We start from the raw sequence: 19,805 nt of genomic DNA on the forward strand, positions 1-19,805 counted from the left end.
CCCGAGTTAGTCATTCTCGCCGAACGACGACTGCAGCAGGTCGCTGTCGAGGTGATCTCGCCAGTAGAACCGCGGCGCGAAGACGAGATACGCGAGGGCGAGAAACAGCAGCCCGAAGGCGAACACGCGGCCGTAATACCCCGGCGCGACGATTGCCAATGCTTGGACGACACCCATAATCAGCGCGTCTTGAGCATGGAGATCCGGATACGTGAACGTCGAGACCATCAGCACCGCGAGGACGCCGACGAGGCCGACCAGCTGCCACACGTCGGTAAAGCCAGCCAGCACGGCCGCCGCGAGGATCGTCGCCGCCAACGTCGTCTGGACGCCCTGCGTCTCCTCGCTGTCGCGGTCGTAGGCGGTGTACATCCCCAGCCGCGTGACGGCCATCGCCACGAACAGCGCGGGCAGCGCGAGGGCGACAGCGATAACGGCGGGCTCACCGTTCGGCATCAACATCTCGATGACGACCGCGGCGACGAGGACAGCGGGGGCAACACCGAAGGAGGCCACGTCGGCCAGCGAGTCGAGATAGACGCCGGCGGGCGTTCTGCCGCGGCGGCGGGCGACGATCCCATCGAGGGCGTCGGTGATCGCGCCGAGGAGGATGAGCCGGGCGGCCAGCGTCACGTCGATGAGCGCGGCGGCGGTCGCCAGAAAGCCCAGCGCGGCGTTGGTGACGGTGACCGCATCGGCTGCCCCGAGTCGGCCGACGAACCGCAGTTGCATATCTCGTCGTTGGCGAGTGGGAGGTTATGTGTTGTTATCTCGGTGACCGCCAGTCGACGGTCACCGCGACAACGGGTCGACAGCCGCCCGAACCACGCGGCCTATATGGCTCCCAGCCCTACCAGTTCACATGACGCAGTCGCGGACGCGACGGCGGATGCTGGCGGCCCTTGGCACGGCTGCAACGGGCGGTCTCGCCGGCTGTCTCAGTGCGTTCACGCGCGGTGAGTACGACATCGGGATGCGAACGTCGGCGTTTGCGCCCGAAACGCTGCGGGTCGATGTCGGCACGACGATCGTCTGGCGCAACACCTCGGCGCGCGGGCACACGGTGACGGCCTACGAGGACACCCTCCCCGACGGCGCGGCCTTCTTCGCCAGCGGCGGCTACGACAGCGAGGCAGCCGCCCGCGAGGCGTGGGAGGGTGACAACGAGGGACTGATCGGGACGAGCGAGACGTTCAGCCACACCTTCGAGGTCGCCGGCGAGTATTCTTACGTCTGTCTCCCGCACGAAACCGGCGGGATGATCGGGACGATCATCGTCGAATAGCCGTCGCTGGCTGGACGATGAGAAAAGCGAAAATTCGACTGCCGGCTTAGTCGTCGGCGACGTCGTCGGCGATGTCTTCTTCGTCGACATCGACGGCGGTCGCTTCCTCTTCGGCCAGCTCTTCGGGGCGGGCTTCGAGTTCGAGCTTCGTGACCTCGACGCGCCGCAGCGGGTAGATCTGTTTGGCCTCGCCGTAGATCGCCGACGAGAGGCGGCCTTCGATAACGCTGTCGGCCAGCTCTTCGAAGGTTCGCTCCGCGGCGGCTTCCTCGACGAGGTCGATCATGACACGCCGGATGGCGTGCTCTTGGCTGTTGTCGGCCTTCTTCGTCGTGAAGGCGACCGGCTGGATCTTCACGCGGTAGTCGTCGGTCGTGACGACCGTGATGTTGGCCTCAGTTTTCGAGGCACCGCGTCGCACGAGGCTCCGCAGGTAATCTCGGGTCAGCTCGTGTTTGATGAACTCGGTGTAGGCCGTATCCGAGCCCACGTCGTCGATCTTGAACGTGAGTTTGGTGTTGTCTGATCCGGCGTCATCCTTGATGTCGCCGAGGGTCGTCTCGATCGTGCGGCCGACGACCTGCTGTGGCTCTGCTGCGATGGTCTCACCGAGTTCGGCCCGGTCGAACTGCTCGGGGGCCTGTACGGTGTACCATCGTTTTCCGTCCTGTTGCTGCTTGGATACTGATCGTTCGCTCATAGTTGGGTTGTCTCGTCTGTCGTGGTTTCGGCTGCTGTGCTGGCCTCGGTCGGAGCAATGTCGGATTCCGTGTCAGCGTCGGCCGCGTCGATGGCGTCGTCACCAACGTCGCCAGCATCCGCGTCGGCTGCGTGGTCTACTGCGTCAAGCACTGCCTCGGCGACGCCGAGGTTGACGACGTAGTCGTCGACGGTTGACTGCAGCCCGCCGGTGGTATCGCGGTCGATTTCAGTCGTCACGGTCGCCGACTCGACCCGCGTCGTCATCGACGCGGTGTTGTCGGGGCCGACCGCGCGGGCGACGCGCTCGGCGCGCGTCGGTGTCCCGTACTCGGTCGTCACAGTCGCGCTGCAGGCGACCGCGGTGTGAGTGGTGGCGTCAGTCATCGTCGAGTGCCTCCCTGACCGCAGCGATCAACTCACCGTCGGCGACGCTGCCGGCAACGTCGAGTGTCGCCTGCGTCGGCGTCCCGCCGGCGTCGGCAGCGAGCTCGCGGGCGACGGTCGCCGTCGCGTCGGCGAGCCCGCGTGGCTCGGTTGCCGCGAGGGCTGCCCGCCGGCGGCCGTCGACCGGTTCATCGGTGACGACGAGCGCGACGGGTTCCGGCGAGCGGAACACGCGGGCGAGGCGGGCGACCATCGGCAACACCGACGGTCGGTCCGTCTCGACACGGAGGACGTAGACGCCCTCGTAGCGACCCGTCGTCGGCGAGTCGAGTGCGGCATGCGCCGCAGCGGCGTGATCGCGCCAGACATCGACCGCCTCGCTGACGGCTCCCGGCGCGCCGAACGCCAGCGACACCGCCGCGCCCGGTGCCTCGCAGGCGAGTGCTGACAACACGTCAGCGTAGCCGCCGAGCGTGGCGAACGGCGCGGTCGGCGTCGCGTACGGTCGGAGTGCGTCCCCGACCGACTCGGCGGCCTGTGGGGCGGCCGAGTCGGCGGTTGCCGCTTCGACGGCGACAGCCGAGGCGATGGCTGTCCGCATTTCCTCGTCGATCTCGGCGTCCGAATCGGTCGGGATGCCGAGGTCGGCGAGGAGGTCGCGTGCGGCGTCGCCATCGCCCGAAAACGGCGCGTCGAATCGCGTCGAGTGGGCGAGGTCGGCGGCGAGGTCCGCAGTCGGCACCGCAACGCCGGGACGACGCTCGACGAGGTCAGCCGCTTGGGCTGCCGCGAGGAGGTCGTCGCTGCCGGCTCCGCCGGGCGTCTCGCCGGCGGCGATGACGCCCGCCAAGGCGAGTACCGGGTCGGGATCGACGCCGAGTTCGCGGCTGATCGCCGCGGCCGCGACGCTGGCCGGCTGGCGGTCGCCGCGGGCCGGTACCGCGAGGTCAGCAGGGCCGCGCTGGCCGCGGCTGACGACAACGGTTCGGCTCTCGGCGTCAGCGTCGGTCGCGCCGGCTTCGCTACTGTCGTCCTCGGCAGTTTCGACGGCGACGGCGTCGCCAGCCGGATCCGCCGAGACGTGGACGCGGAACGGGATCTCCCGGTCGCGGAGTGCGACCGCCAGCAGGCCACAAGCGGCGAGTGCGTCGCCGTCGGCGTGACCGAAGATGCGGACGAACGGCGCGGCCGCTACCGCCGAGGCCACCCTGCTGGCGGCGTCGGGATCGGGAGCGGCTGCGGCGTCAGTCCGGGAGTCCGACATCGTGAATCCTTATCCGAGGAGTTCTTGCGCTTGCTCGTAGCTGTAGTTGAAATCGGCGTCGATCTCGTCGCCGCGGTAGTAGTTGGCGAGACGACGGATCTTCGACTCCGTGTTCTGGAGTGCGCGTTTGTTCTGGTGGTCTTGGCCGTTGTCCGCGAGGTGCTCACGGAGGTTGATTGCGCGCTCCATGAGCCGCCGGAGATCCTCGGGGAGCTCCGGCGCGGCGTCGTTGTCCTCGAGAATCTCGCCGACCTTCTTGCCGGTGGCGAGTTTGACGTTCGGGATCGGCGTGCCTTTGACGCCCTCGTCGCGGAGTTTCATTCCGATGACGCTGGGGTCGTGACCCTGTTCGGCNAGTTCGACGACGCGNTCCTCGATNGCGTCGGCGTCNACNTCNCTCCANTCCGNNGGNTCGTCTGCCGNCGGNNNGTCCGAACCGGACGAGCCNCGNCGNCGGGTNTGCATTCGTGCCATTGTTANNGGTTGGAACGGCACAGGCCGCAGAAACGACGTGTCCACACAGCCGAGACAGGGGGCTCTGGCGCGGCGGCCACACCCGCCGTCCGGCTGGTGGCGCACTGTCGCAATCCCAAGCCCATGTGGGCGAGTCAGAGTTACGACTGTGCTGTTCCCACCGGCATTTCCCCGCTGTGGGCGTTAAGGGCTTTCTATTCGTGTCGCCTGAGGATTCAGCCCGCTATGCGTACTCAGCATCCGCTTTCCTGGTGGACTGAAAGGGCGAGGGTCTCTCGACGAACCCGGACGACGCAAGCACTGCAGGAGCGAGCACCGCGAGCGACGAAGCGCGCAGCGAGTCCCGGGAGTCGAGAGATCAGAGGGCTTTCTGGATGGTCTCACCTACAAAGGATTAACCGAGAAAATTCAGTTCCAACCCCGAGTCGAAGGCCTTAATACCAAAACCGGGGAACGACAGATTGCGTTGCGGGCTCGTAGATCAGCGGTAGATCATCCCCCTGGCACGGGGAAGGCCGCGGGTTCAAATCCCGCCGAGTCCATTCTCGCTCCTTCGTTTCACTCAGTCGCTCCGATGGACTCGGCTTACTCCCACTCGCTCACTGCGTTCGCTCGCGGGAGTCCCGCCGAGTTCACACAGCGCAAACAAATTTGGCACCAACAGTCGGATCAAATATCTTCGAGGGTAACGCCTTGGGAATCAACCGTCAGCAGATAATCGAACAGCATCTTGATCGTATTCGTGTTCTGGACGCCGGCTGCCGACGGATTCACATGGACTTGTGTTACTGCACCGCGTGAACTGAGCTTGCCCAAGAGGGCGTGCATGAACCTGAAGACGGCTTCGACCGCTTTGTAGTTGAACAGCGTCTGGAGCGGATCGATCGAGACACGGATTCCGGCAGTGAGCTTCCGCCACTGATTGACGATTCTGGTCGCCAAAATCCCCAAGCGACGAACGTCGCCCGGATTGGTGATACGGATCGTCTCGATCGAATCCCGCACCGCTGGCGGTATCGGCTGGTGACACCCGACGGAGATGACAGTCACGTTCAGGGCGTTGGAAGCGATCGTTTCGAGACGCTCCGGCGGGAAGGGTCGATACCGGATGAGCAACACGTTGTGCGCGTGCTCGTCGTCGAGCCCGAGCAGATCTCGATGGAGGTCGTATTTGCGGTCGTCTTGGCCGGTCGATTGAACGAGAAATTTGGTTCCCGGAGAAAGATCGAGATTGGGGGGCCGTTCGGACACGCCTGACTCGGCGGCGGTCGGATGCGGCGCATCAACGTCATCGGCGGCCGCAATCGACATGTCCTGAAGCTCCAAGAGGAGCGTAATCAGCTCGTCTTTCCCGAGAGCTTCGAGCCGCTCGCGGCGCAAGTCACCGGTTGCCCACGCATCGAGGAGCGAATCGAGCGGGATCGTCGCACCTGACTGCTCACGCTGTGCCGCGCCACCAGCCGATGTGGCTTCACCACGATCTGCTTCTCTCCCCCCGCCAGCGGCGTCGTCGACGCCGACCGTCTCCTGCCGCTCGGTGGCTTGACGATGGAGTTCGTGAATCCGATCGACCAGTGGATCAAAGGAGTCGTCGATTTCCGACCGCCGAAACAGTGCCGTCGTGCCGGATTTGAACGCCCCGCTATCGACGGTGGTTGGCTCGTCGTCAGTCAGCAGAATCACCGGGAGCGAGCCGTAATCCGAGCGAATGTGCGAGAGGAGATCGAAGCCATCGGCGTCGCCGAGTTCGAACTCGCTGATCACACACTCGATCGCGTTCGTCTGCAACGCCGTCGTCGCCGTATCGATGTCCCCGGCGGTATAGACCTCAAACCCGTACTCATCGGAGAGCACCGCTGCGCGGGAGGCTGCCGTATCGGTGTCACTGTCAACATAGAGGAGACGGGAGACATCGGACATACAAGCAAATACTGAGCCCAGACAAAAAGTGCTAGCGACAGAGACCGAGGCACCGATAGCGACGCCGCAGACGCAGGATCAATCGTCATAGCAGCTACTCGAACAGGGCTCGAACGGCGGCCAGAACGCGGCCGACGATCCCACGCTCGGATCGCGGCTCAGCGAGTGCCCAGTCGGATTTCTCGGCGGCCTCAGCAACGCGGACGTACTCCCAACAAAAGAGGGTTGACACCCGCATATCAGCGTCGCTCGCACCGACATAGACGTGTCGTGGCGTCGATTCCGTCTCGCAGAGCTCTTCGAGGACGAACCATTTGTCGCGGCCCTCCATGTCGAAATCCTGTCGCAGATCGTACTCGGCAACGACCTGCTTGATCCGGTCGGTGTCGTCGTCGATGATCCCGATCGACCGGCTCCAGTTCTCTGCGTCCGCGAAGACGGCCGCCGGATCGTCGAGTCGCTCGATGGCCGACAGCGAAAAGGCGAGGGTTACGGTTCCCGCCTCGGTGTCGCTATCGTCGGTCATTCCATCCTCTGTATCGGAGTTCATCGTGGGTGTCCAGTCGCACGGTAGCTGAGCGAGATATCGCCGTCATCCGGCAAAGCAGCAGCGACTCACGATCACAACGAGCCGTCCTTCGCGTCAGCGAGCAGCCGCCCGAACTCGGCCGTCGTCGAGAGGTCGCTGCTATCGAAGACGACGGTGCCAGCTTGGTAGGTATCGAGCGTATACAGCGGCCGCTCGGTCGAACAGCGTGTGATCTCCGTCTCGCTGATCTGGACGCTCTCGCCGGCGGCGAGTTGGTCATCGAGGATGGTGAGCAGGCGGTCGACCTCGTTGCTGCTGTAGTGTGTCATCGGAACGCCTCTCACGAGGCAGTACAGAAAGAAGTAGTTGCTGGCACACGCTGCGAGCAGCAGCCAGCGGCGTCTCGCTTAGTTGACGGCGACGACTTCGATCTCGAAGTGTAGCGTTTCCCCGGCCAGCGGCGGATTGAAATCGACCTTCGAAACGTCGTCGTCAACGTGGGTGATTTCAGCGGCCGCGCCCTGCTCGGTTTCGACGTACTGGCCGACCTCCGGCCGTTGCCCGCCGAGCGTGGCGGTGAGTTCTTCCGTTTCGTACTCCCGGACATGCTCTTCGGACCACTCGCCGTAGCCCTTCTCCGGCGGGACTTCGATCGATTCGGTGTCGCCCTCCGAGAGTCCCGGCAGGGCTTCCTCGATGCCGTCGATAACCTCGCCAGCACCGACCGAGACAGTCAGCGGCGTGAACTCTCGCTCCGGTTGGGCCTCAGCCAGCCCCGACTCGGCAGCGACATCCTCGCGTGAGGTGTCGAATACCGTCCCGTCGTCGGCACGGCCGGTGTACTCGATCACGACTTCGTCGCCGGATTCGATTGTCATGTTCGTGAAACGATAGCGGCGAAAATAATCCTTGGGATACGGGTCGCGAGCCGATCACAACGGAGTCAGAAACGGCTCGCCGCTTTGGGATGCGGCCGACGGCCGACGGAGGCGGAGCGCGGCGGCGTTACTGCAGTGCCTCGGCCGGCGCGTCAACCGTTTCTCGAAGGGTCTCGATGTCGTCAAGGAGGTCCTGATAGGCGTCGCTGTCCTCCAGCGCGTAGGGGTCCTTCTCGCCTTCGAGCAGTTTCCGCTTGCTCAGCAGCGTGATGAGCTCTTGGACGGGTTCGTCGTAGGACTCTCGTGAAAGGAGGTCAGCCACCGTGTTTTCCAGCCCCTGCTTGGCGAGTGGTTTGACGAGGTAGCTGTCGAACGGCATCTCGATGATATCGAAATCCGGCTCGACGGCGGTGACCATCGCTACGCGACAGTCGAGGTCTCGCTCGCGGATCTCCGCGAGGACCTCGTCGCCGGGCATTTCGGGCATCCGGCGGTCCAACAGGGCGACATCGGTCGCCGGTCCCAACGCGTCAAGTGCCTCGGGGCCGCCGTAGGCCGTGTCGACATCGTAATCAGTTCGTAACCACGTCGCGTACAGATCCGCCAAGTCGGGCTCGTCCTCAACGACCAGAATACGCGGCGAGTCGGCTTCGACCATTACCAGAGGATGGGGAAACTGAAATAAAAGCCTCCCTGCCCGATTCTCAATATCGAAACTGCCGGCGAGCCGCAGTAGTGCTCTCGGTCGGTCAGTCCTCGACTGCGGGCGGCTCCTCGGGTTCGACGCCGGCCAGCCGGAGGGCGTTGCCCGTCACGCCGAGGCTCATCCCCATGTCGCCGACGACAATGGCCCCCAGCACGGAGACGTAGCCGAACGGCGCGGCGACCGCGAGCAGGAGTTTCACGCCGAGACTCGACCAGATGTTCTGCCGGATGACGCCGCTGGCGCGTGTCGAGAGCACCGAGAGGTACGGTAGTCGCGTCAGGTCGTCGGCCATCAGCGCGATATCGGCGGTCTCCAGTGCGGTGTCGGTGCCGGCCGCGCCCATGGCGACCCCGACGGTCGCCGTCGCCAACGCGGGCGCGTCGTTGATGCCATCGCCGACCATCGCCACGCCGCCCGGATGTGCCTCCCGGAGTTCGCGGACGGCATCGACCTTCTCCTCGGGCATGAGGCCAGCCCGTACCTCGTCAACGCCGACCTGCTCGCCGATGGCGTGGGCGGTTCGCTCGTTGTCGCCGGTCAGCATGACGATCCGCTCGATCCCGTTGGCTCGGAGCCGCTCGACGGCCCACGCAGCTTCGGGACGGACCGTGTCGGCGATAGCGATCAGGCCCTCCAACTCCTCGTCGGTGCCGACGAGGACGACGGTTTTGCCCGCCTGTTGGAGCCGCGGGATTGTCTCGCTGAGCAGGTCGAGGTACTGGCCGTGTTCGCAGTCAGCGATCTCGTCGGCAACGACGGGCGAGTCCGCGTCCCCGTCGGTGTCGCCGTCGGCGTCGGCATCGACCGCGCCGGCCGCCAGTCCGCCGTCGGTTTCCAGATGCGCGTGATCGAGGTCGAAGCCGAGATCCGCGAACAGCTCCGGCTTGCCGGCGTAGTGGGTGATGCCGTCGAGTTCCGCGCGGACACCCTCGCCGGTCAGAGCCTCGAAGCCCTCGACAGACCGGTCGTCGGTCCCGTCCGCTGCTTCCTCGGCGCGGTCGACGATGGCGTCGGCGATCGGGTGTTCGCTGCGGCCCTCTAAGGCGGCTGCACAGGCCAACACGTCCTTTTCCGTGTTGCCGTTGAGCGGGAGCACGTCGGTGACGCCGAGATCGCCGGTCGTCAGCGTCCCCGTCTTATCGAGGGCGACCGCTTCGACATCGCCCATCGCTTCGAGGTGCGTCCCGCCCTTGATGAGGACGCCGTTGCGCGCCGCGCTCGTCAACCCGGAGACGACCGAGACGGGCGTCGAGATGACAAAGGCACACGGGCAGGCGATCACCAGCAGCGTCAGCCCGCGGACGAACCATTCCGTAAAGGGGCCACCCACAACCAGCGGCGGGACGGTCATCGTCAACAACGCGGCAGCGACGATGATCGGCGTGTAGACCGCGGCGAAGCGGTCGACGAACTGTTCGGTTTCGGTGTCCTCGCCCTCGGCGGCCTCGACGAGGTCGATCACGCGGGCGATCGTCGATTCGGCCGCGGACGCGGTTGCCTCGATCTCGATGTAGCCGGCCTCGGTCAGGCTACCCGCGTACACCTCAGCACCCGGTCCCTTGTCGGCGGGCACGCTCTCGCCGGTGATGGGCGACTCGTCGATCGCGCTGTTGCCCTCCCGAATCACGCCATCGACGGGGATCTTCTCGCCCGGCCGGACGATCACCCGGTCGCCGATCTCGACGGTCTCGGCGGCGACGACCTGCTCCTCGCCGTCGCGTCGGACGGTCGCGGTCTCCGGTGAGAGTGCCATCAACTCCCGCAGGGAGCCGCGGGCGCGATCCATCGAGTAGCGTTCGAGCAGTTCGGCGATGCTGAACAGCACGGCCAGCGTCGCCGCCTCGAACGGAAGGTTGACTGCGAGCGCGCCGAGGATGCCGCCGGCCATCAGCAGGTCGATATCGAGGCTCAGGTTTCGCGCCGAGGCGTAGCCGTTCCGCAGGATGATCACCCCGGGTGCGGCGGCCGCCAGCACGTACGCGACCGAATCGAGGCCGATCTCCGCGCCCAAGACGGTCGCCAGCGTCGGGTTCGCTGCCGGGACGACCCATTCGAGAACGATTCCGACCAGCAGCAACACACCCCCGATCGCGGTGCGGATCGCCCGGCCGCTTTTCCAGATCGCCAGCGGGTCGTAGGGCTCGTCGGCGTCGACGATCTCGTAGCCGGCGGCCTCGACGCGGCCGCGGATCGCCTCGGGTGTCGTCCGGTCGGGATCGTAGCCGACGACGAGCGTCCCCGAGGTGGTTCGGGGATCGATGTCGGTGATTCCGTCGAGTTTCGCAACGCTGGATTCGACTTTGCCGGCACAGGACGGACAGTCCATCGACGGCACCGACAGCGAGAGGCTTTCGCGGTCGCTGTCGGCAGCGTCATCCGCAGCTGGCTGGGTCGAATCCGGTGGGGCCGACTGCGCCGAATCCGACGTGTGATCACTCATTAGGAGAGGCTAAACGCTCGATAGTTATTAACTCAACTGCTAAATAGCGCGGTTGTTACTAGAAAGATTGGTTGTCGCGGCACCAGCGTTAGTAACCGAGCGGAGAACTCGATGGCACCACGGCGGAACCGCGGGCTTTTGCGGCCCGGCCGCCTCTGGCCGGTATGACAAACTGGCGCGCGGTCGGCATCGGTTTCGTCGTCTTGTTCGTCGCCGGCGCGTTGGCGACGGGCGTCCCGATCGTCGGCCACATTGGCGCGGGCCTGATCGGTGGGTTCGCAGCCGGCTACGTCGCCGGCGGCAGCTTCGCCAGCGGCGCGTGGCACGGCCTGCTCGCTGGCTCGATCGCCGGCGTTGCCGTCGCCGGCGTCTTCGCGCTCGTCGTTGGCGTCCTCGGCGTCGCCGTCGGCGGCCCGTTCGGCGGCCTGCTCGGCTTCGGCGGCATCCTCGTCGCCGGGATCGGTATCGCAGTGCTGCTCGCAATCGATAGCGCGATCGCCGGCGGGATCGGCGCGCTCGTCGCGTAGTCACAGCCCGAGGCCACACGCGTACTCCAAGGTCCCGAACCCCTGTCCGGTCGTCGCCGTTGTGATCGGGTCGCCGTCGATCCGTCCGCGGAGGTTCGTCGTCCGAAACAGATACTCGTTGTAGCTCCAGTGGCTGTCGAGGGCCCCGCCGAGCAGTGGTCGATCAATGTAGTTTCGGGCATGGCCGTAGCTGGCAGCGTCGAACGCCACACGATTCCCCGCGCCATCGCTGACGCTGACCTCGAAGTCCGGGTGGTCCCCACCGCTGAACACCGGCTCGATGGTTGCCGAATCGAACTCGACGATCCGGTCGCCGGTCGCCGACTCCCACAGCCCGGACTGCCGAATCGGCACGGTCAACCGTTCGAGCCGTGTCGAGTCGAAGAAGCGATAGCCGCGGCGGAGCAGTTGCGGGCCGAGGAAGGGGACGAACGCCGAAAACGCGGTGCCGTCGGGGAAGAAGGCCCAGACCCATTTCCATGGAAACAGCGGGACGTTGAGACAGACGCGCTGGAAGTAACACAGCCCGGAGAGCCGCTCTGTCCCGCTGGGGAGGTCGAATTCACCCTCGAACTGCATGCGTCGCCACGCAACGAGGTCGGTCGACCAGTCGTCAATCGCTTGGACTGGCGAGTCGACACTGTTCTCCAGGTCGCCCCACGCCTCGAAGTCGGCCCGACCGTTGTCGCCGACGAACGTGGCCTCCAGCCCCAACGGGCGATCTGTCGCGGCCCTGATCTCGCTGCCCCGTCGCCCGTCGTTGGTCTCTGTCCACGCCTCGATGGAGCCATCGCGGGACAGCGTGGCCGTCGCCGGCTGATTGACCAGTCCCTCGTGGACGGTTTCGTCGTCGCCGTACCAGCCGACCGAGATCGCGTTGAACGTGTCGACGCCAGCCGAGGTGTCGCGGTCGAGATCGAACCCGGTCATCGGAATCCCGTTGACGCGGATTCGATCGCCCGCACGGGCGGCAATCGAAAACATCAGCTGCTGTGGCCCGTATCCGTCCTCGCCCTCGGGGAAGAGAATGAACCACCACCACGACGAGGAACTCCGATTCTGTCGGTCGGGATACTGTCGCCAGATCCGGTCGAAGACGCGCTGGTGGTCGGCCAGCGTTCGCTCCGAGACCGCGCTGTCCATTAGCTGGTTCTTTGCACCGGGAGTGATAGCTTGTTCGTTCCGGTCGACAGTCAAGGATTACAGTGCGCGATTCAGCGGTCGAGGTATTCCTGCTGAACGGCGACGACCTCGCTGGAATCGTCGCAGTCGGCGTACCGCTGGAGGGGTTCGGCGTTGAGTTCGAGAAACGTCTCACCCCACGTGAACTTGCTGAGAATCGCTTCGGCCTGCTCATCTTCGCCGAAAATGGAGAGCGCGGCGGCGAGGGCTTCGACCGTCGTGAGTTCCATTGGCCGGCCGAAATTGACCGGGTTGGCAGCGACGAGATACGGGAGGGCACGGTGCTCACCGGCCAGCGAGAAGCGGGCTTCGCCGGCGGATTCCCACGAGCAATCGAGGGCGACGAGCGCGCCGTCGCTGGCGATTTCGCGGTCGGCTGGCGAGAGGGCCTGCTCGGCGTGGGGATTGAGCACGACGCCGTAGGGCGTGGCTTCGTGGCTTCGGTGGAGCGTCGCCAACTCGAAGCGTGCCAGCTTGCGGGCGGTGCACTTCTCGGGGTCGTCGTCGCCCGCATACCGGATGTGTAGCTCCACGGCTGGCTGTGGGTCCGTGAGCGACGACCAAAAACAGCGCGTTCGACGGTGGGGGCGCGACTTACTCGTAGTTCGTTTTGATGTAGTCGGCGATGTCACCGCTGCCGGAGAGGCCGTTGGGGTGGTTGTCGTCGATGATCACCGGGACGCCGCGCTGGCCGGTCAAGGATTCCAACTCGTCGCGGTCGTCCTTGTCGCTGGGGACGATCGTTTCCTCGTAATCGACGGAGAGCACGTCGAGGACGCGGCGGACGCGTTTCGAATACGGGCAGTCGGGGCGATCGTAGAGATCTATTTCTGCCATAGCTGTATCGTGTGCTGTAACGGGGTTATACATGTCTCTGTTGTGTATCACCGGTGCATAACCGATTGGAAACTGACATCTTTGTATGGCGTCGATGTCGCACGAAGGCGTGACGTATGTCTGACTGGTTTTCTTATACTGCGGGTTGGTTGATTAATCCGGTACAATGAACATGGGGACAGACGACTACCGGATCGGCCCGGAAACTGAGGAGGCCGAGCGGCTCAAGGACGCCATCGACCGCGAGTGGGAATCGCTCTGAGCCGGCGTGCAGGGGGGACGCCAGCGACGACAGGAGCGGCCACACGCGACCGGAACGGGGTGGCTAGCGGGGGTACTCGGTCGCGGCGGTCAGTGCGATAAACAGGAGGTATAGCCGCTGTACCGGCTGAACAATCATTGCAAACAGGGTTATATCCGTCGAGCGACTACGGGTGGGTATGAACCAAGTGCCCTCCCCAAAACAGGCGACTGATGGTCGCAAGACCCTGCTTTTCTGTCAGGATTGTGACTATCAGGCTGCCCCGACGGGGCGGTGGATCGTCCACGAGAAGACCGACTGTTCGGTCTACGAGTGCCCGCGCTGTGGGGCCACGGTGACGATCCGCGACCGAATGGATTAGTTCTTGTTTGCCCACTCGCGGGCGTCCTGCTGGAGTTTCTCGTCTCGGGCTGATTCGATCCGGAGCTCCGGCACCGGCGTCGGCTTTCCGTTTTCATCGATAGCGACGAAGACGAAGACACTCTCGGTCGTGAGTTCGCGCTCGCCGGTGCGTGGCTGTTCGCGGTAGGCCCGGAGCCGGACTTTGACGCTCGTCTTGCCGTGCTCGAACACGTAGGACTCGATAACGGCGGTATCGCCCTGCGGGATCGGCCGCTCGAAGTTCATCTGATTGATGCTGGCGGTGACGCAGGGTTCGCCCGCCGACCGCATCGCCGACAGCGCGCCGGTCTGGTCCATCCACTTCATCACGTTGCCCCCGTGGGCCGTCTCGTAGTTGTTGGTATGGTTCGGCTGGATCCGGTGGCGGTTCTCGATGTAGGTATCCTCGGGCGTCGGCATATCCACGGCGAGAACAGCGGGACGGAAAACAGTGGCTTCAGACAGCCGGGTCCTCGTCGCGCTGACTTCGGTGGTCGGCCGTTACGTCGCGGGCTTGGGCGAACCCGTCAGCCCAGAGGTTGGCCGCGACGACCGCAGCGTAGAAGCTGGCAAACGGCGTGAGCAGCCAGCCGACAACAGGGATGGCACTGACGAGTCCAGCAGCGAGGACGATCACGACCGAGGCGAGCCACGTGACCGCATACGCGCGGTCGAACGCGACTGCCCGGATGACGCCACTGTCGAAGGCGGCTCCGAACCGCTCCTCGCGGGCGAAGTTGACGATGCCGACGACCGAGACGTAGCCGAACAGCAACGTGAGGACGACGGTTGCGACGACGCCGACGAGCAGCCCGCCGGCCCCGAGCACGCCGCCAGCGTTGCTGCCGCTGGCGAAGGCGGCAGTCGACCCCGCGACAGTGAGCGCGCCGACAACAGCCGGGACGAGCAGGTAGACCACGCTGATAAGCCACGCTTGCGCGCCCTCGACGAGGAGCCTGCGCCAGTCACCGAACGGTCGCGGACGCGACGCACCCGCGAGCGACTCACGGATCGTTCCGACGAGATAGCCGTAGACGACGAACAGCGGCAGGAGGAGGGCTCCGAAGAGAACGAGGAGCCCACCGATCAACACGGTTGTTTGCCACTCGTCACTCCGCATCGGATATTTGAGAACACGCTCGAATTCCATACGACTATCTCGGCCTGCCGGATATATCGTTAGCTGCTGGCTTCAGCCCGTACACTGAGATTACCCACGCCACAACGGACCGACCATCGATTCCGAAAACGAGAACGTTGCTTTGGTCGTTCAGTCGGCGGCGGCTTCTTCGAGCGGTTCCACGTCGAGACAACCGCAGGCGTCGAGTTCCGGATCGAAACAGTCCGGACACTCCGATTTCCGGTCGATGATCGTATCCAACCGTTCGGCGACGGTGCCGTCGATGACGCTTTCGAGAGCTTGGGCCTCCCCGCGGAAGTCCTCGACATCGAGAACGTTGATCAGGAANCGCTCGATGATGCAGTAGGTCTNCAGCGCNTCGCGGGCCTGNNNGATNCCNTCGTCGGTNAGCGAGACGCCNTTGTACTTCTCGTGNTCGGCGAGNCCGCNGTCNTNNAGCTTGCCGATCATCTCGTTGGCGCTNGCGGGGCTCACGTCGAGCATCTCGGCGACACGGCCGGTGGCGGCGGGGCTGTTGTCCTGCTCCTGAATGATGTAAATCGCCTTGAGGTACTGGGCGGCCGTATTCATCGCTGTGCCTCCGGTGCTGTCGGGGGTGTCACGGGTTGGTGGGGACTCATTCGCGTTGCTCCATAACGTTGGTGACTGTTTCGACGGCGTCGTGCTCGGCCTCTCGGAGTTCCCGCAGGACCGACAGCAGGTGGTCGCGGTCGACCGAGAACGTCGCGTCGCTGGCCTCGATGGCCTCGATCACGTCGTCGTAGAACTTGTAGGCCGTCTCCTCGTTGCAGAGTTGGTCGTAGAGGACGCCATCGAAGTCCTCGGGTTTCGTCTGGCCGTAGCTGGCCTCGACGAGGGCGTCGATCTCGTCGAAGGGGATGCTGTCAGCCGCGAGGCCGGCGATGAGGGTGTCGAGCCGGTCGCGGTGGGCCGCCGACTCCTCGGCCGCCTCGGCCAGCAGCGACTCCAGCTCGTCGTCGGGCTCCGGCAACGACTCGCGGTGGTTGTTGGCGCGGGACTCGGTCACCTCTTCGAGGACGATTCCGATCTGCAACAGCCGTGCGAGCTGCTGGTCGGAGTCGACGCGCTGTTGGAGACTCATTGGTTTCCGCCCCGTACGGCCGTTGGCATACCCGTATCTGGTCGGTGGGCGAACTTACCGCTTTCCCTTTTCAGCGTCGGTAACGGCGAACAGCGACGTGAGCGACGCGAAAACAGCGGCGAAAGGTGTCGAAAAGGAAGCGTCAGTCGAGCCGTTCGATGATCAGATCCGAGAGGTCCTCGCGGAACTCCTCGACATCGATCTCTTCGAGCACCGGCACGAAGAAGCCCTCGACGAGCATGTTGCGCGCGGTGTTCGGGTCGATGGATCGGGAAGTCATGTACAGCATGTCCTCCGCGTCGACCTGGCCGACGGTCGCCGAGTGGCTGGCCTCGGTGTCGTGGTTCTTGATGATTAGTTTGGGTGAGGCGTCGGCCTCAGAGTCGTCCGACAGCATGAGGGTGTTCTCACGCTGGTAGGAACTCGTGTTCCAGGCGTCGCGGCCGACGTCCTGGACACCTTCGTAGACCGAGCGCGCCACGTCGTCGAGGACGCCGCGGGTGACGAGATCGGCGGTGGTGCTCTCGGCGTTGTGCCAGACGCGGGCGTTGATATCGAGGTGCTGGTCCTCGTGGCCGAAGAACGCGCCGACGACCTTGGTTTCCGAGCCCTCGCCGTCGAGACTGGTCTCGACGTCCGAGCGGGTGAGCCGGGAGCCGATGTTGCCCTCGATCCAGTTGATCGTCGAGTAGGTGTCGGTCGTCCCGCGTTTGAGCGTGATGTGGTAGGTGTCCTCGTCGAGGTCCTGTAGCGAGCCGAACTGCACGTAGCTGTTCTCGCCCGCGCTGACTTCGACGATGTTGCTGAAGAACCGATCCCCATCAACGTCGTCGCCGGATTCGATAGACTCCAGAATCGTCGCTGACGACGATTTCTCGGTGACGACGAGCGTGTGGCTGAATAGCGACCGGGAGTTCATCTCCGCGCGGATCGTGATGTCCTCGACATCGACGCCCTCGGGCACGTAGATGACCGTTCCCGTCGTGAACAGCGCGGTCGACAGCGCGGTCAGATAGTTGCGCTCGGGATCGACGACCGATCCGAAGTGCTCCTCGATGAGGTCCTCGTGCTCGTCGAGTGCCTCCGCGAAGGAGAGGACGGTCGCACCCTCGACATCCTCGCGGACGGTCTCGTCGGACTGATCGCGGGGGTCGACGAGTTCCTCGAAATCCAGCGATTCGAGGTCGGTCCATCGGCGACCGGGCGTGTGGATCACGTCCGGCAGGTCGAGCGAATCGAGGCTGTCGAGCGCGTCGAGGCGGCGTTCGAGCAGCCAGTCGGGTTCGTTACGGGCCGCCGAGATCTCCTCGACGGTCTCCGCGGAGATGGAGGCTGGTACCTGCACGCTCATCCGAGTGAGCCCTCCATNTCGAGTTCGANGAGNCGGTTGAGTTCGACCGCGTACTCGATGGGCAGTTCCTCCGTGATCGGCTCGATGAAGCCGGCGACGATCATCTGCTTCGCGTCGTCGTCGTCGAGGCCGCGCGACTGCAGATAGAACACGTCCTCGTCGCCGATCTTCCCGACGGTCGCCTCGTGGGCAACGTCGACCTTCGACTCCTGGATCTCCATGTACGGCATGGTGTCGGAGGTCGACTCGTTGTCGAACATCAGCGCGTCACACTCCACCGACGTGNTGGAGTNCTCCGCACCGTCGGCGATGTGGACGAGGCCACGGTAGTTCGTCCGGCCGCCGTCCTTCGCGATNGANTTCGACTCGATGGTCGANTTNGTNTNNGGNGCGTTGTGGTANACCTTCGCGCCNGTGTCGATGTCCTGCCCTTCGCCGGCGAAGGCGATGGTGATGTGGTTGTCCGACGCGCCGCGACCCTTGAGGATTGTCGAGGGGTACAGCATCGTCGCTTTCGAGCCCATCGAGCCCGAGATCCACTCCATGNNNNCGNCCTTCTCNGCGATGGCGCGTTTNGTGTTGAGNTTGTAGGTGTTCTTCGACCAGTTCTGGACCGTCGAGTACTGAACGTGAGCGTTCTCCTTGACGAACACCTCGACGCCACCGCTGTGTAGATTGAACTCCGAGTACTTCGGGGCCGAACAGCCCTCGATGTAGTGCACTTCGGAGTTCTCCTCGGCGATGATGAGCGTGTGTTCGAACTGACCCATCCCCTCGGAGTTCATCCGGAAGTACGCCTGCACGGGCATGTCGACGGTCGTGTTCTCGGGCACGTAGACGAACGAGCCGCCGGACCAGATCGCGCCGTGGAGCGCCGCGAACTTGTTGTCGCTCGGGGGGACGGCCTTCGTCATGAAGTACTCCTTCACGATGTCTTCGTGCTCACGGACCGCCTTGTCCATGTCACAGAAGATAACGCCCTTATCCTCCCAGCGCTCCTGCATGTTCTGGTAGACGATCTCGGACTCGTACTGTGCGCCGACACCGGAGAGNGCGTTCTTCTCGGCTTCNGGNATGCCGAGNTTGTCGAAGGTNTCNTNGATNTCTTCNGGGAGGTCNNNCCAGTNNTCGNCGCCGCCGCGNACNTCGATGTCNGGNCGGATGTAGGGGACGANCTNGTCGATGTCNACCTCGCTNAGGTCCGGNNNCCCGGGCCAGTCGGTCGGCATCGGCATCTGCTGGAACTGCTTNANCGCNCGNAGGCGNCGCTNNAGCATCCANTCNGGNTCGTCNTTGTCNTCGNNGATGACNCGGATNGTCTCCTCNNNNAGGCCNTTCTCGNTCTTGAAGGCGGAGGCNTCCTCCTTCTTGAACTCGAANCGGGCTTCGGTGTTGGTCTCTTGGAGATCTTCGTTTGAGCTCATGTATTGTGGTTGTGTTTGGTTGCTTATAGTGCTGTGCGTAATCGTGTGGGGTTACGCGGCTCCGTAGACTTCGTCGCGGACCCAGTCGTAGCCTTTGTCTTCGAGTTCCTCGGCCAGCTCGGCCCCGCCGCNNTTGNCGANNTNNCCGTCGAGCATNACGTGNACGTNGTCNGGCTCGACGTANTCGAGGATGCGCTGGTAGTGAGTGATCTGGAGGATGCCCGTGCCGACCTCGTCGCGCAGGGCGTTGATGCCGTTCGAGACGTCCTGCAGCCGGTCGATGTCCAGCCCGGAGTCGATCTCGTCGAGCACGGCGATGGACGGCTCGAGGATGGCGGCCTGCAGCACCTCGTTCTGCTTCTTTTCTCCGCCGGAGAAGCCTGCGTTCAGGTAGCGCTGGGCGAACTTCTCGTCCATGTCAAGCAGCTCCATCTTCTCNNNGAGNANCTGCTGGAANTCGGCGACNCNGACNTCGCCNTCGTCNNCGNNNCCNTCCATCGGCGAGGTGTCGTACCCCTCGTCCTCGTCGGCCTCGGCTTCTTCCTCGTCNTCATCCTCGAANAGNTCCTCGCGNTCCTCGNNNTTGGCGTTGAGNGCCNNCCGGAGGAAGNTCACCATCGTGACGCCCTCGATCTCCGCCGGATACTGGAAGCCGAGGAAGATGCCGAGNGCGGCNCGCTCGTTNGGTTCGAGGTCGAGNAGGTNCCACGNNNGGTCGTCCTCGTCGATGTCGGCGTCGATGTCGGCGACGTCTTCCGCCTCAAGGTGGAGCAGGATCTCGCCGTCGGTGACCTCATACGCCGGGTGGCCGGCGATGACTTTCGCGGTGGTCGACTTCCCGGAGCCGTTGGGGCCCATCAGGGCGTGGATCTCGCCGGAGTTGACTTCGAGATCGACACCGCGGAGAATCGTTTCGCCGTCCTCTTCTGCGACGTCTACGTGGAGATTGCGTATTTCAAGTGTTGCCATTGCTAATTCGTTCCCTCGTATCCAATGACTAGGGGGTTGCACGCATA

The 19,805-nt window shown here is 64.4% G+C and carries 23 protein-coding genes, 1 tRNA gene and 1 pseudogene; 4 read left to right on the forward strand and 21 right to left on the reverse strand.

What is annotated here, in order from left to right:
• Window positions 1–6: 6 nt before the first annotated feature.
• Window positions 7–732 carry a protein sorting system archaetidylserine synthase gene (locus EGH24_RS00555; RefSeq protein ID WP_142978234.1) on the reverse strand — a complete coding sequence of 242 codons (726 nt, stop codon included), beginning with the start codon at window positions 730–732 and terminating at the stop codon, window positions 7–9.
• Window positions 733–862: 130 nt separating this feature from the next.
• On the opposite strand from EGH24_RS00555, the gene EGH24_RS00560 reads away from it, so the two are divergent.
• Complete coding sequence (locus tag EGH24_RS00560; RefSeq protein ID WP_142978235.1) at window positions 863–1,285, forward strand: plastocyanin/azurin family copper-binding protein; 423 nt, start codon at window positions 863–865, stop codon at window positions 1,283–1,285.
• A 46-nt stretch (window positions 1,286–1,331) separates the two neighbouring features.
• On the opposite strand, the gene EGH24_RS00565 is transcribed toward EGH24_RS00560, so the two are convergent.
• From EGH24_RS00565 to EGH24_RS00580, 4 genes are read right to left on the reverse strand one after another with little or no spacing between them, the layout of a single operon-like run.
• Window positions 1,332–1,985, reverse strand: a complete 654-nt coding sequence (locus EGH24_RS00565) for a 30S ribosomal protein S3ae (protein ID WP_142978236.1) — start codon at window positions 1,983–1,985, stop codon at window positions 1,332–1,334.
• Complete coding sequence (locus EGH24_RS15560) at window positions 1,982–2,371, reverse strand: KEOPS complex subunit Pcc1 (protein ID WP_246057856.1); 390 nt, start codon at window positions 2,369–2,371, stop codon at window positions 1,982–1,984. Before EGH24_RS15560 ends, EGH24_RS00565 begins: the two co-directional genes overlap by 4 nt.
• On the reverse strand, window positions 2,364–3,635 hold the full coding sequence (locus EGH24_RS00575; protein ID WP_142978237.1) for an exonuclease RecJ: 1,272 nt from the start codon (window positions 3,633–3,635) through the stop codon (window positions 2,364–2,366). Before EGH24_RS00575 ends, EGH24_RS15560 begins: the two co-directional genes overlap by 8 nt.
• Window positions 3,636–3,644: 9 nt before the next feature.
• The gene (locus tag EGH24_RS00580; RefSeq protein ID WP_142978238.1) at window positions 3,645–4,109 is read right to left on the reverse strand and encodes a 30S ribosomal protein S15; all 465 of its coding nucleotides are present in this window, start codon (window positions 4,107–4,109) and stop codon (window positions 3,645–3,647) included.
• A gap of 470 nt (window positions 4,110–4,579) precedes the next feature.
• On the opposite strand from EGH24_RS00580, the gene EGH24_RS00585 reads away from it, so the two are divergent.
• A tRNA-Ala gene (locus EGH24_RS00585) sits at window positions 4,580–4,651 on the forward strand.
• A gap of 127 nt (window positions 4,652–4,778) precedes the next feature.
• Here the strand turns inward: EGH24_RS00585 and EGH24_RS00590 are convergent.
• From EGH24_RS00590 to EGH24_RS00615, 6 genes are all read right to left on the reverse strand, one after another.
• Window positions 4,779–6,029, reverse strand: a complete 1,251-nt coding sequence (locus tag EGH24_RS00590; protein WP_142978239.1) for a DUF7504 family protein — start codon at window positions 6,027–6,029, stop codon at window positions 4,779–4,781.
• Between the two features lie 94 nt (window positions 6,030–6,123).
• Window positions 6,124–6,579, reverse strand: coding sequence for a DUF7124 domain-containing protein (locus EGH24_RS00595; protein WP_142978240.1), 456 nt, complete (start codon window positions 6,577–6,579; stop codon window positions 6,124–6,126).
• Between the two features lie 71 nt (window positions 6,580–6,650).
• Complete coding sequence (locus EGH24_RS00600) at window positions 6,651–6,887, reverse strand: hypothetical protein (protein ID WP_142978241.1); 237 nt, start codon at window positions 6,885–6,887, stop codon at window positions 6,651–6,653.
• Between the two features lie 78 nt (window positions 6,888–6,965).
• On the reverse strand, window positions 6,966–7,436 hold the full coding sequence (locus tag EGH24_RS00605; protein ID WP_142978242.1) for an FKBP-type peptidyl-prolyl cis-trans isomerase: 471 nt from the start codon (window positions 7,434–7,436) through the stop codon (window positions 6,966–6,968).
• A 127-nt stretch (window positions 7,437–7,563) separates the two neighbouring features.
• Window positions 7,564–8,094 (reverse strand): response regulator, encoded by a 531-nt coding sequence (locus EGH24_RS00610; RefSeq protein WP_142978243.1) that lies wholly within the window; start codon window positions 8,092–8,094, stop codon window positions 7,564–7,566.
• 91 nt (window positions 8,095–8,185) lie between these two features.
• Entirely contained in the window at window positions 8,186–10,582 is a 2,397-nt protein-coding gene (locus EGH24_RS00615) for a heavy metal translocating P-type ATPase (protein ID WP_142978244.1), read from the reverse strand.
• A gap of 164 nt (window positions 10,583–10,746) precedes the next feature.
• On the opposite strand from EGH24_RS00615, the gene EGH24_RS00620 reads away from it, so the two are divergent.
• A complete protein-coding gene (locus EGH24_RS00620) occupies window positions 10,747–11,109 on the forward strand; it encodes a DUF5518 domain-containing protein (RefSeq protein ID WP_142978245.1) in 363 nt (120 codons plus the stop codon).
• Here EGH24_RS00620 and EGH24_RS00625 read toward each other — a convergent pair whose 3' ends face one another.
• From EGH24_RS00625 to EGH24_RS00635, 3 genes are all read right to left on the reverse strand, one after another.
• A complete protein-coding gene (locus EGH24_RS00625) occupies window positions 11,110–12,252 on the reverse strand; it encodes a hypothetical protein (RefSeq protein WP_142978246.1) in 1,143 nt (380 codons plus the stop codon).
• Between the two features lie 71 nt (window positions 12,253–12,323).
• Entirely contained in the window at window positions 12,324–12,824 is a 501-nt protein-coding gene (locus tag EGH24_RS00630) for a DUF367 family protein (RefSeq protein WP_142978247.1), read from the reverse strand.
• A 61-nt stretch (window positions 12,825–12,885) separates the two neighbouring features.
• On the reverse strand, window positions 12,886–13,128 hold the full coding sequence (locus tag EGH24_RS00635; RefSeq protein ID WP_185903199.1) for a glutaredoxin family protein: 243 nt from the start codon (window positions 13,126–13,128) through the stop codon (window positions 12,886–12,888).
• 440 nt (window positions 13,129–13,568) lie between these two features.
• Here EGH24_RS00635 and EGH24_RS00640 point away from each other — a divergent pair, with 440 nt between their 5' ends.
• Window positions 13,569–13,751 carry a hypothetical protein gene (locus tag EGH24_RS00640; protein ID WP_142978249.1) on the forward strand — a complete coding sequence of 61 codons (183 nt, stop codon included), beginning with the start codon at window positions 13,569–13,571 and terminating at the stop codon, window positions 13,749–13,751.
• On the opposite strand, the gene EGH24_RS00645 is transcribed toward EGH24_RS00640, so the two are convergent.
• From EGH24_RS00645 to EGH24_RS00675, 7 genes and pseudogenes are all read right to left on the reverse strand, one after another.
• A complete protein-coding gene (locus EGH24_RS00645; protein WP_142978250.1) occupies window positions 13,748–14,191 on the reverse strand; it encodes an acyl-CoA thioesterase in 444 nt (147 codons plus the stop codon). The genes EGH24_RS00640 and EGH24_RS00645 overlap by 4 nt on opposite strands.
• 37 nt (window positions 14,192–14,228) lie before the next feature.
• The gene (locus EGH24_RS00650; RefSeq protein WP_142978251.1) at window positions 14,229–14,921 is read right to left on the reverse strand and encodes a DUF4013 domain-containing protein; all 693 of its coding nucleotides are present in this window, start codon (window positions 14,919–14,921) and stop codon (window positions 14,229–14,231) included.
• Between the two features lie 120 nt (window positions 14,922–15,041).
• The gene (locus tag EGH24_RS00655; protein WP_142978252.1) at window positions 15,042–15,482 is read right to left on the reverse strand and encodes a metal-dependent transcriptional regulator; all 441 of its coding nucleotides are present in this window, start codon (window positions 15,480–15,482) and stop codon (window positions 15,042–15,044) included.
• 46 nt (window positions 15,483–15,528) lie between these two features.
• Window positions 15,529–16,014, reverse strand: coding sequence for a ferritin-like domain-containing protein (locus tag EGH24_RS00660; protein WP_142978253.1), 486 nt, complete (start codon window positions 16,012–16,014; stop codon window positions 15,529–15,531).
• Between the two features lie 142 nt (window positions 16,015–16,156).
• A complete protein-coding gene (gene sufD / locus EGH24_RS00665; protein ID WP_142978254.1) occupies window positions 16,157–17,365 on the reverse strand; it encodes a Fe-S cluster assembly protein SufD in 1,209 nt (402 codons plus the stop codon).
• Window positions 17,362–18,789, reverse strand: a complete 1,428-nt coding sequence (sufB, locus tag EGH24_RS00670) for a Fe-S cluster assembly protein SufB (RefSeq protein ID WP_142978255.1) — start codon at window positions 18,787–18,789, stop codon at window positions 17,362–17,364. The genes sufD and sufB overlap by 4 nt, the downstream gene beginning before the upstream one ends.
• A 51-nt stretch (window positions 18,790–18,840) precedes the next feature.
• Window positions 18,841–19,758 (reverse strand): annotated as a pseudogene (locus EGH24_RS00675) (ATP-binding cassette domain-containing protein).
• Between the last annotated feature and the right edge of the window lie 47 nt (window positions 19,759–19,805).

Source organism: Halonotius terrestris, assembly GCF_006861665.1.
In the GTDB taxonomy this organism is placed as follows: Archaea; Halobacteriota; Halobacteria; order Halobacteriales; family Haloferacaceae; genus Halonotius; species Halonotius terrestris.

Excerpts from the sequence above, each read along its gene's own strand:
- EGH24_RS00635 (WP_185903199.1), bottom strand. The coding sequence starts at position 13,128 with ATGGCAGAAATAGATCTCTACGATCGCCCCGACTGCCCGTATTCGAAA.
- EGH24_RS00560 (WP_142978235.1), top strand. The coding sequence starts at position 863 with ATGACGCAGTCGCGGACGCGACGGCGGATGCTGGCGGCCCTTGGCACG.
- EGH24_RS15560 (WP_246057856.1), bottom strand. The coding sequence starts at position 2,371 with ATGACTGACGCCACCACTCACACCGCGGTCGCCTGCAGCGCGACTGTG.
- EGH24_RS00615 (WP_142978244.1), bottom strand. The coding sequence starts at position 10,582 with ATGAGTGATCACACGTCGGATTCGGCGCAGTCGGCCCCACCGGATTCG.
- sufD (WP_142978254.1), bottom strand. The coding sequence starts at position 17,365 with ATGAGCGTGCAGGTACCAGCCTCCATCTCCGCGGAGACCGTCGAGGAG.
- EGH24_RS00610 (WP_142978243.1), bottom strand. The coding sequence starts at position 8,094 with ATGGTCGAAGCCGACTCGCCGCGTATTCTGGTCGTTGAGGACGAGCCC.
- EGH24_RS00575 (WP_142978237.1), bottom strand. The coding sequence starts at position 3,635 with ATGTCGGACTCCCGGACTGACGCCGCAGCCGCTCCCGATCCCGACGCC.
- EGH24_RS00650 (WP_142978251.1), bottom strand. The coding sequence starts at position 14,921 with ATGGAATTCGAGCGTGTTCTCAAATATCCGATGCGGAGTGACGAGTGG.
- EGH24_RS00625 (WP_142978246.1), bottom strand. The coding sequence starts at position 12,252 with ATGGACAGCGCGGTCTCGGAGCGAACGCTGGCCGACCACCAGCGCGTC.
- EGH24_RS00595 (WP_142978240.1), bottom strand. The coding sequence starts at position 6,579 with ATGAACTCCGATACAGAGGATGGAATGACCGACGATAGCGACACCGAG.
- EGH24_RS00645 (WP_142978250.1), bottom strand. The coding sequence starts at position 14,191 with ATGCCGACGCCCGAGGATACCTACATCGAGAACCGCCACCGGATCCAG.
- EGH24_RS00620 (WP_142978245.1), top strand. The coding sequence starts at position 10,747 with ATGACAAACTGGCGCGCGGTCGGCATCGGTTTCGTCGTCTTGTTCGTC.
- EGH24_RS00555 (WP_142978234.1), bottom strand. The coding sequence starts at position 732 with ATGCAACTGCGGTTCGTCGGCCGACTCGGGGCAGCCGATGCGGTCACC.
- EGH24_RS00590 (WP_142978239.1), bottom strand. The coding sequence starts at position 6,029 with ATGTCCGATGTCTCCCGTCTCCTCTATGTTGACAGTGACACCGATACG.
- EGH24_RS00640 (WP_142978249.1), top strand. The coding sequence starts at position 13,569 with ATGAACCAAGTGCCCTCCCCAAAACAGGCGACTGATGGTCGCAAGACC.
- EGH24_RS00600 (WP_142978241.1), bottom strand. The coding sequence starts at position 6,887 with ATGACACACTACAGCAGCAACGAGGTCGACCGCCTGCTCACCATCCTC.
- EGH24_RS00660 (WP_142978253.1), bottom strand. The coding sequence starts at position 16,014 with ATGAGTCTCCAACAGCGCGTCGACTCCGACCAGCAGCTCGCACGGCTG.
- EGH24_RS00565 (WP_142978236.1), bottom strand. The coding sequence starts at position 1,985 with ATGAGCGAACGATCAGTATCCAAGCAGCAACAGGACGGAAAACGATGG.
- EGH24_RS00605 (WP_142978242.1), bottom strand. The coding sequence starts at position 7,436 with ATGACAATCGAATCCGGCGACGAAGTCGTGATCGAGTACACCGGCCGT.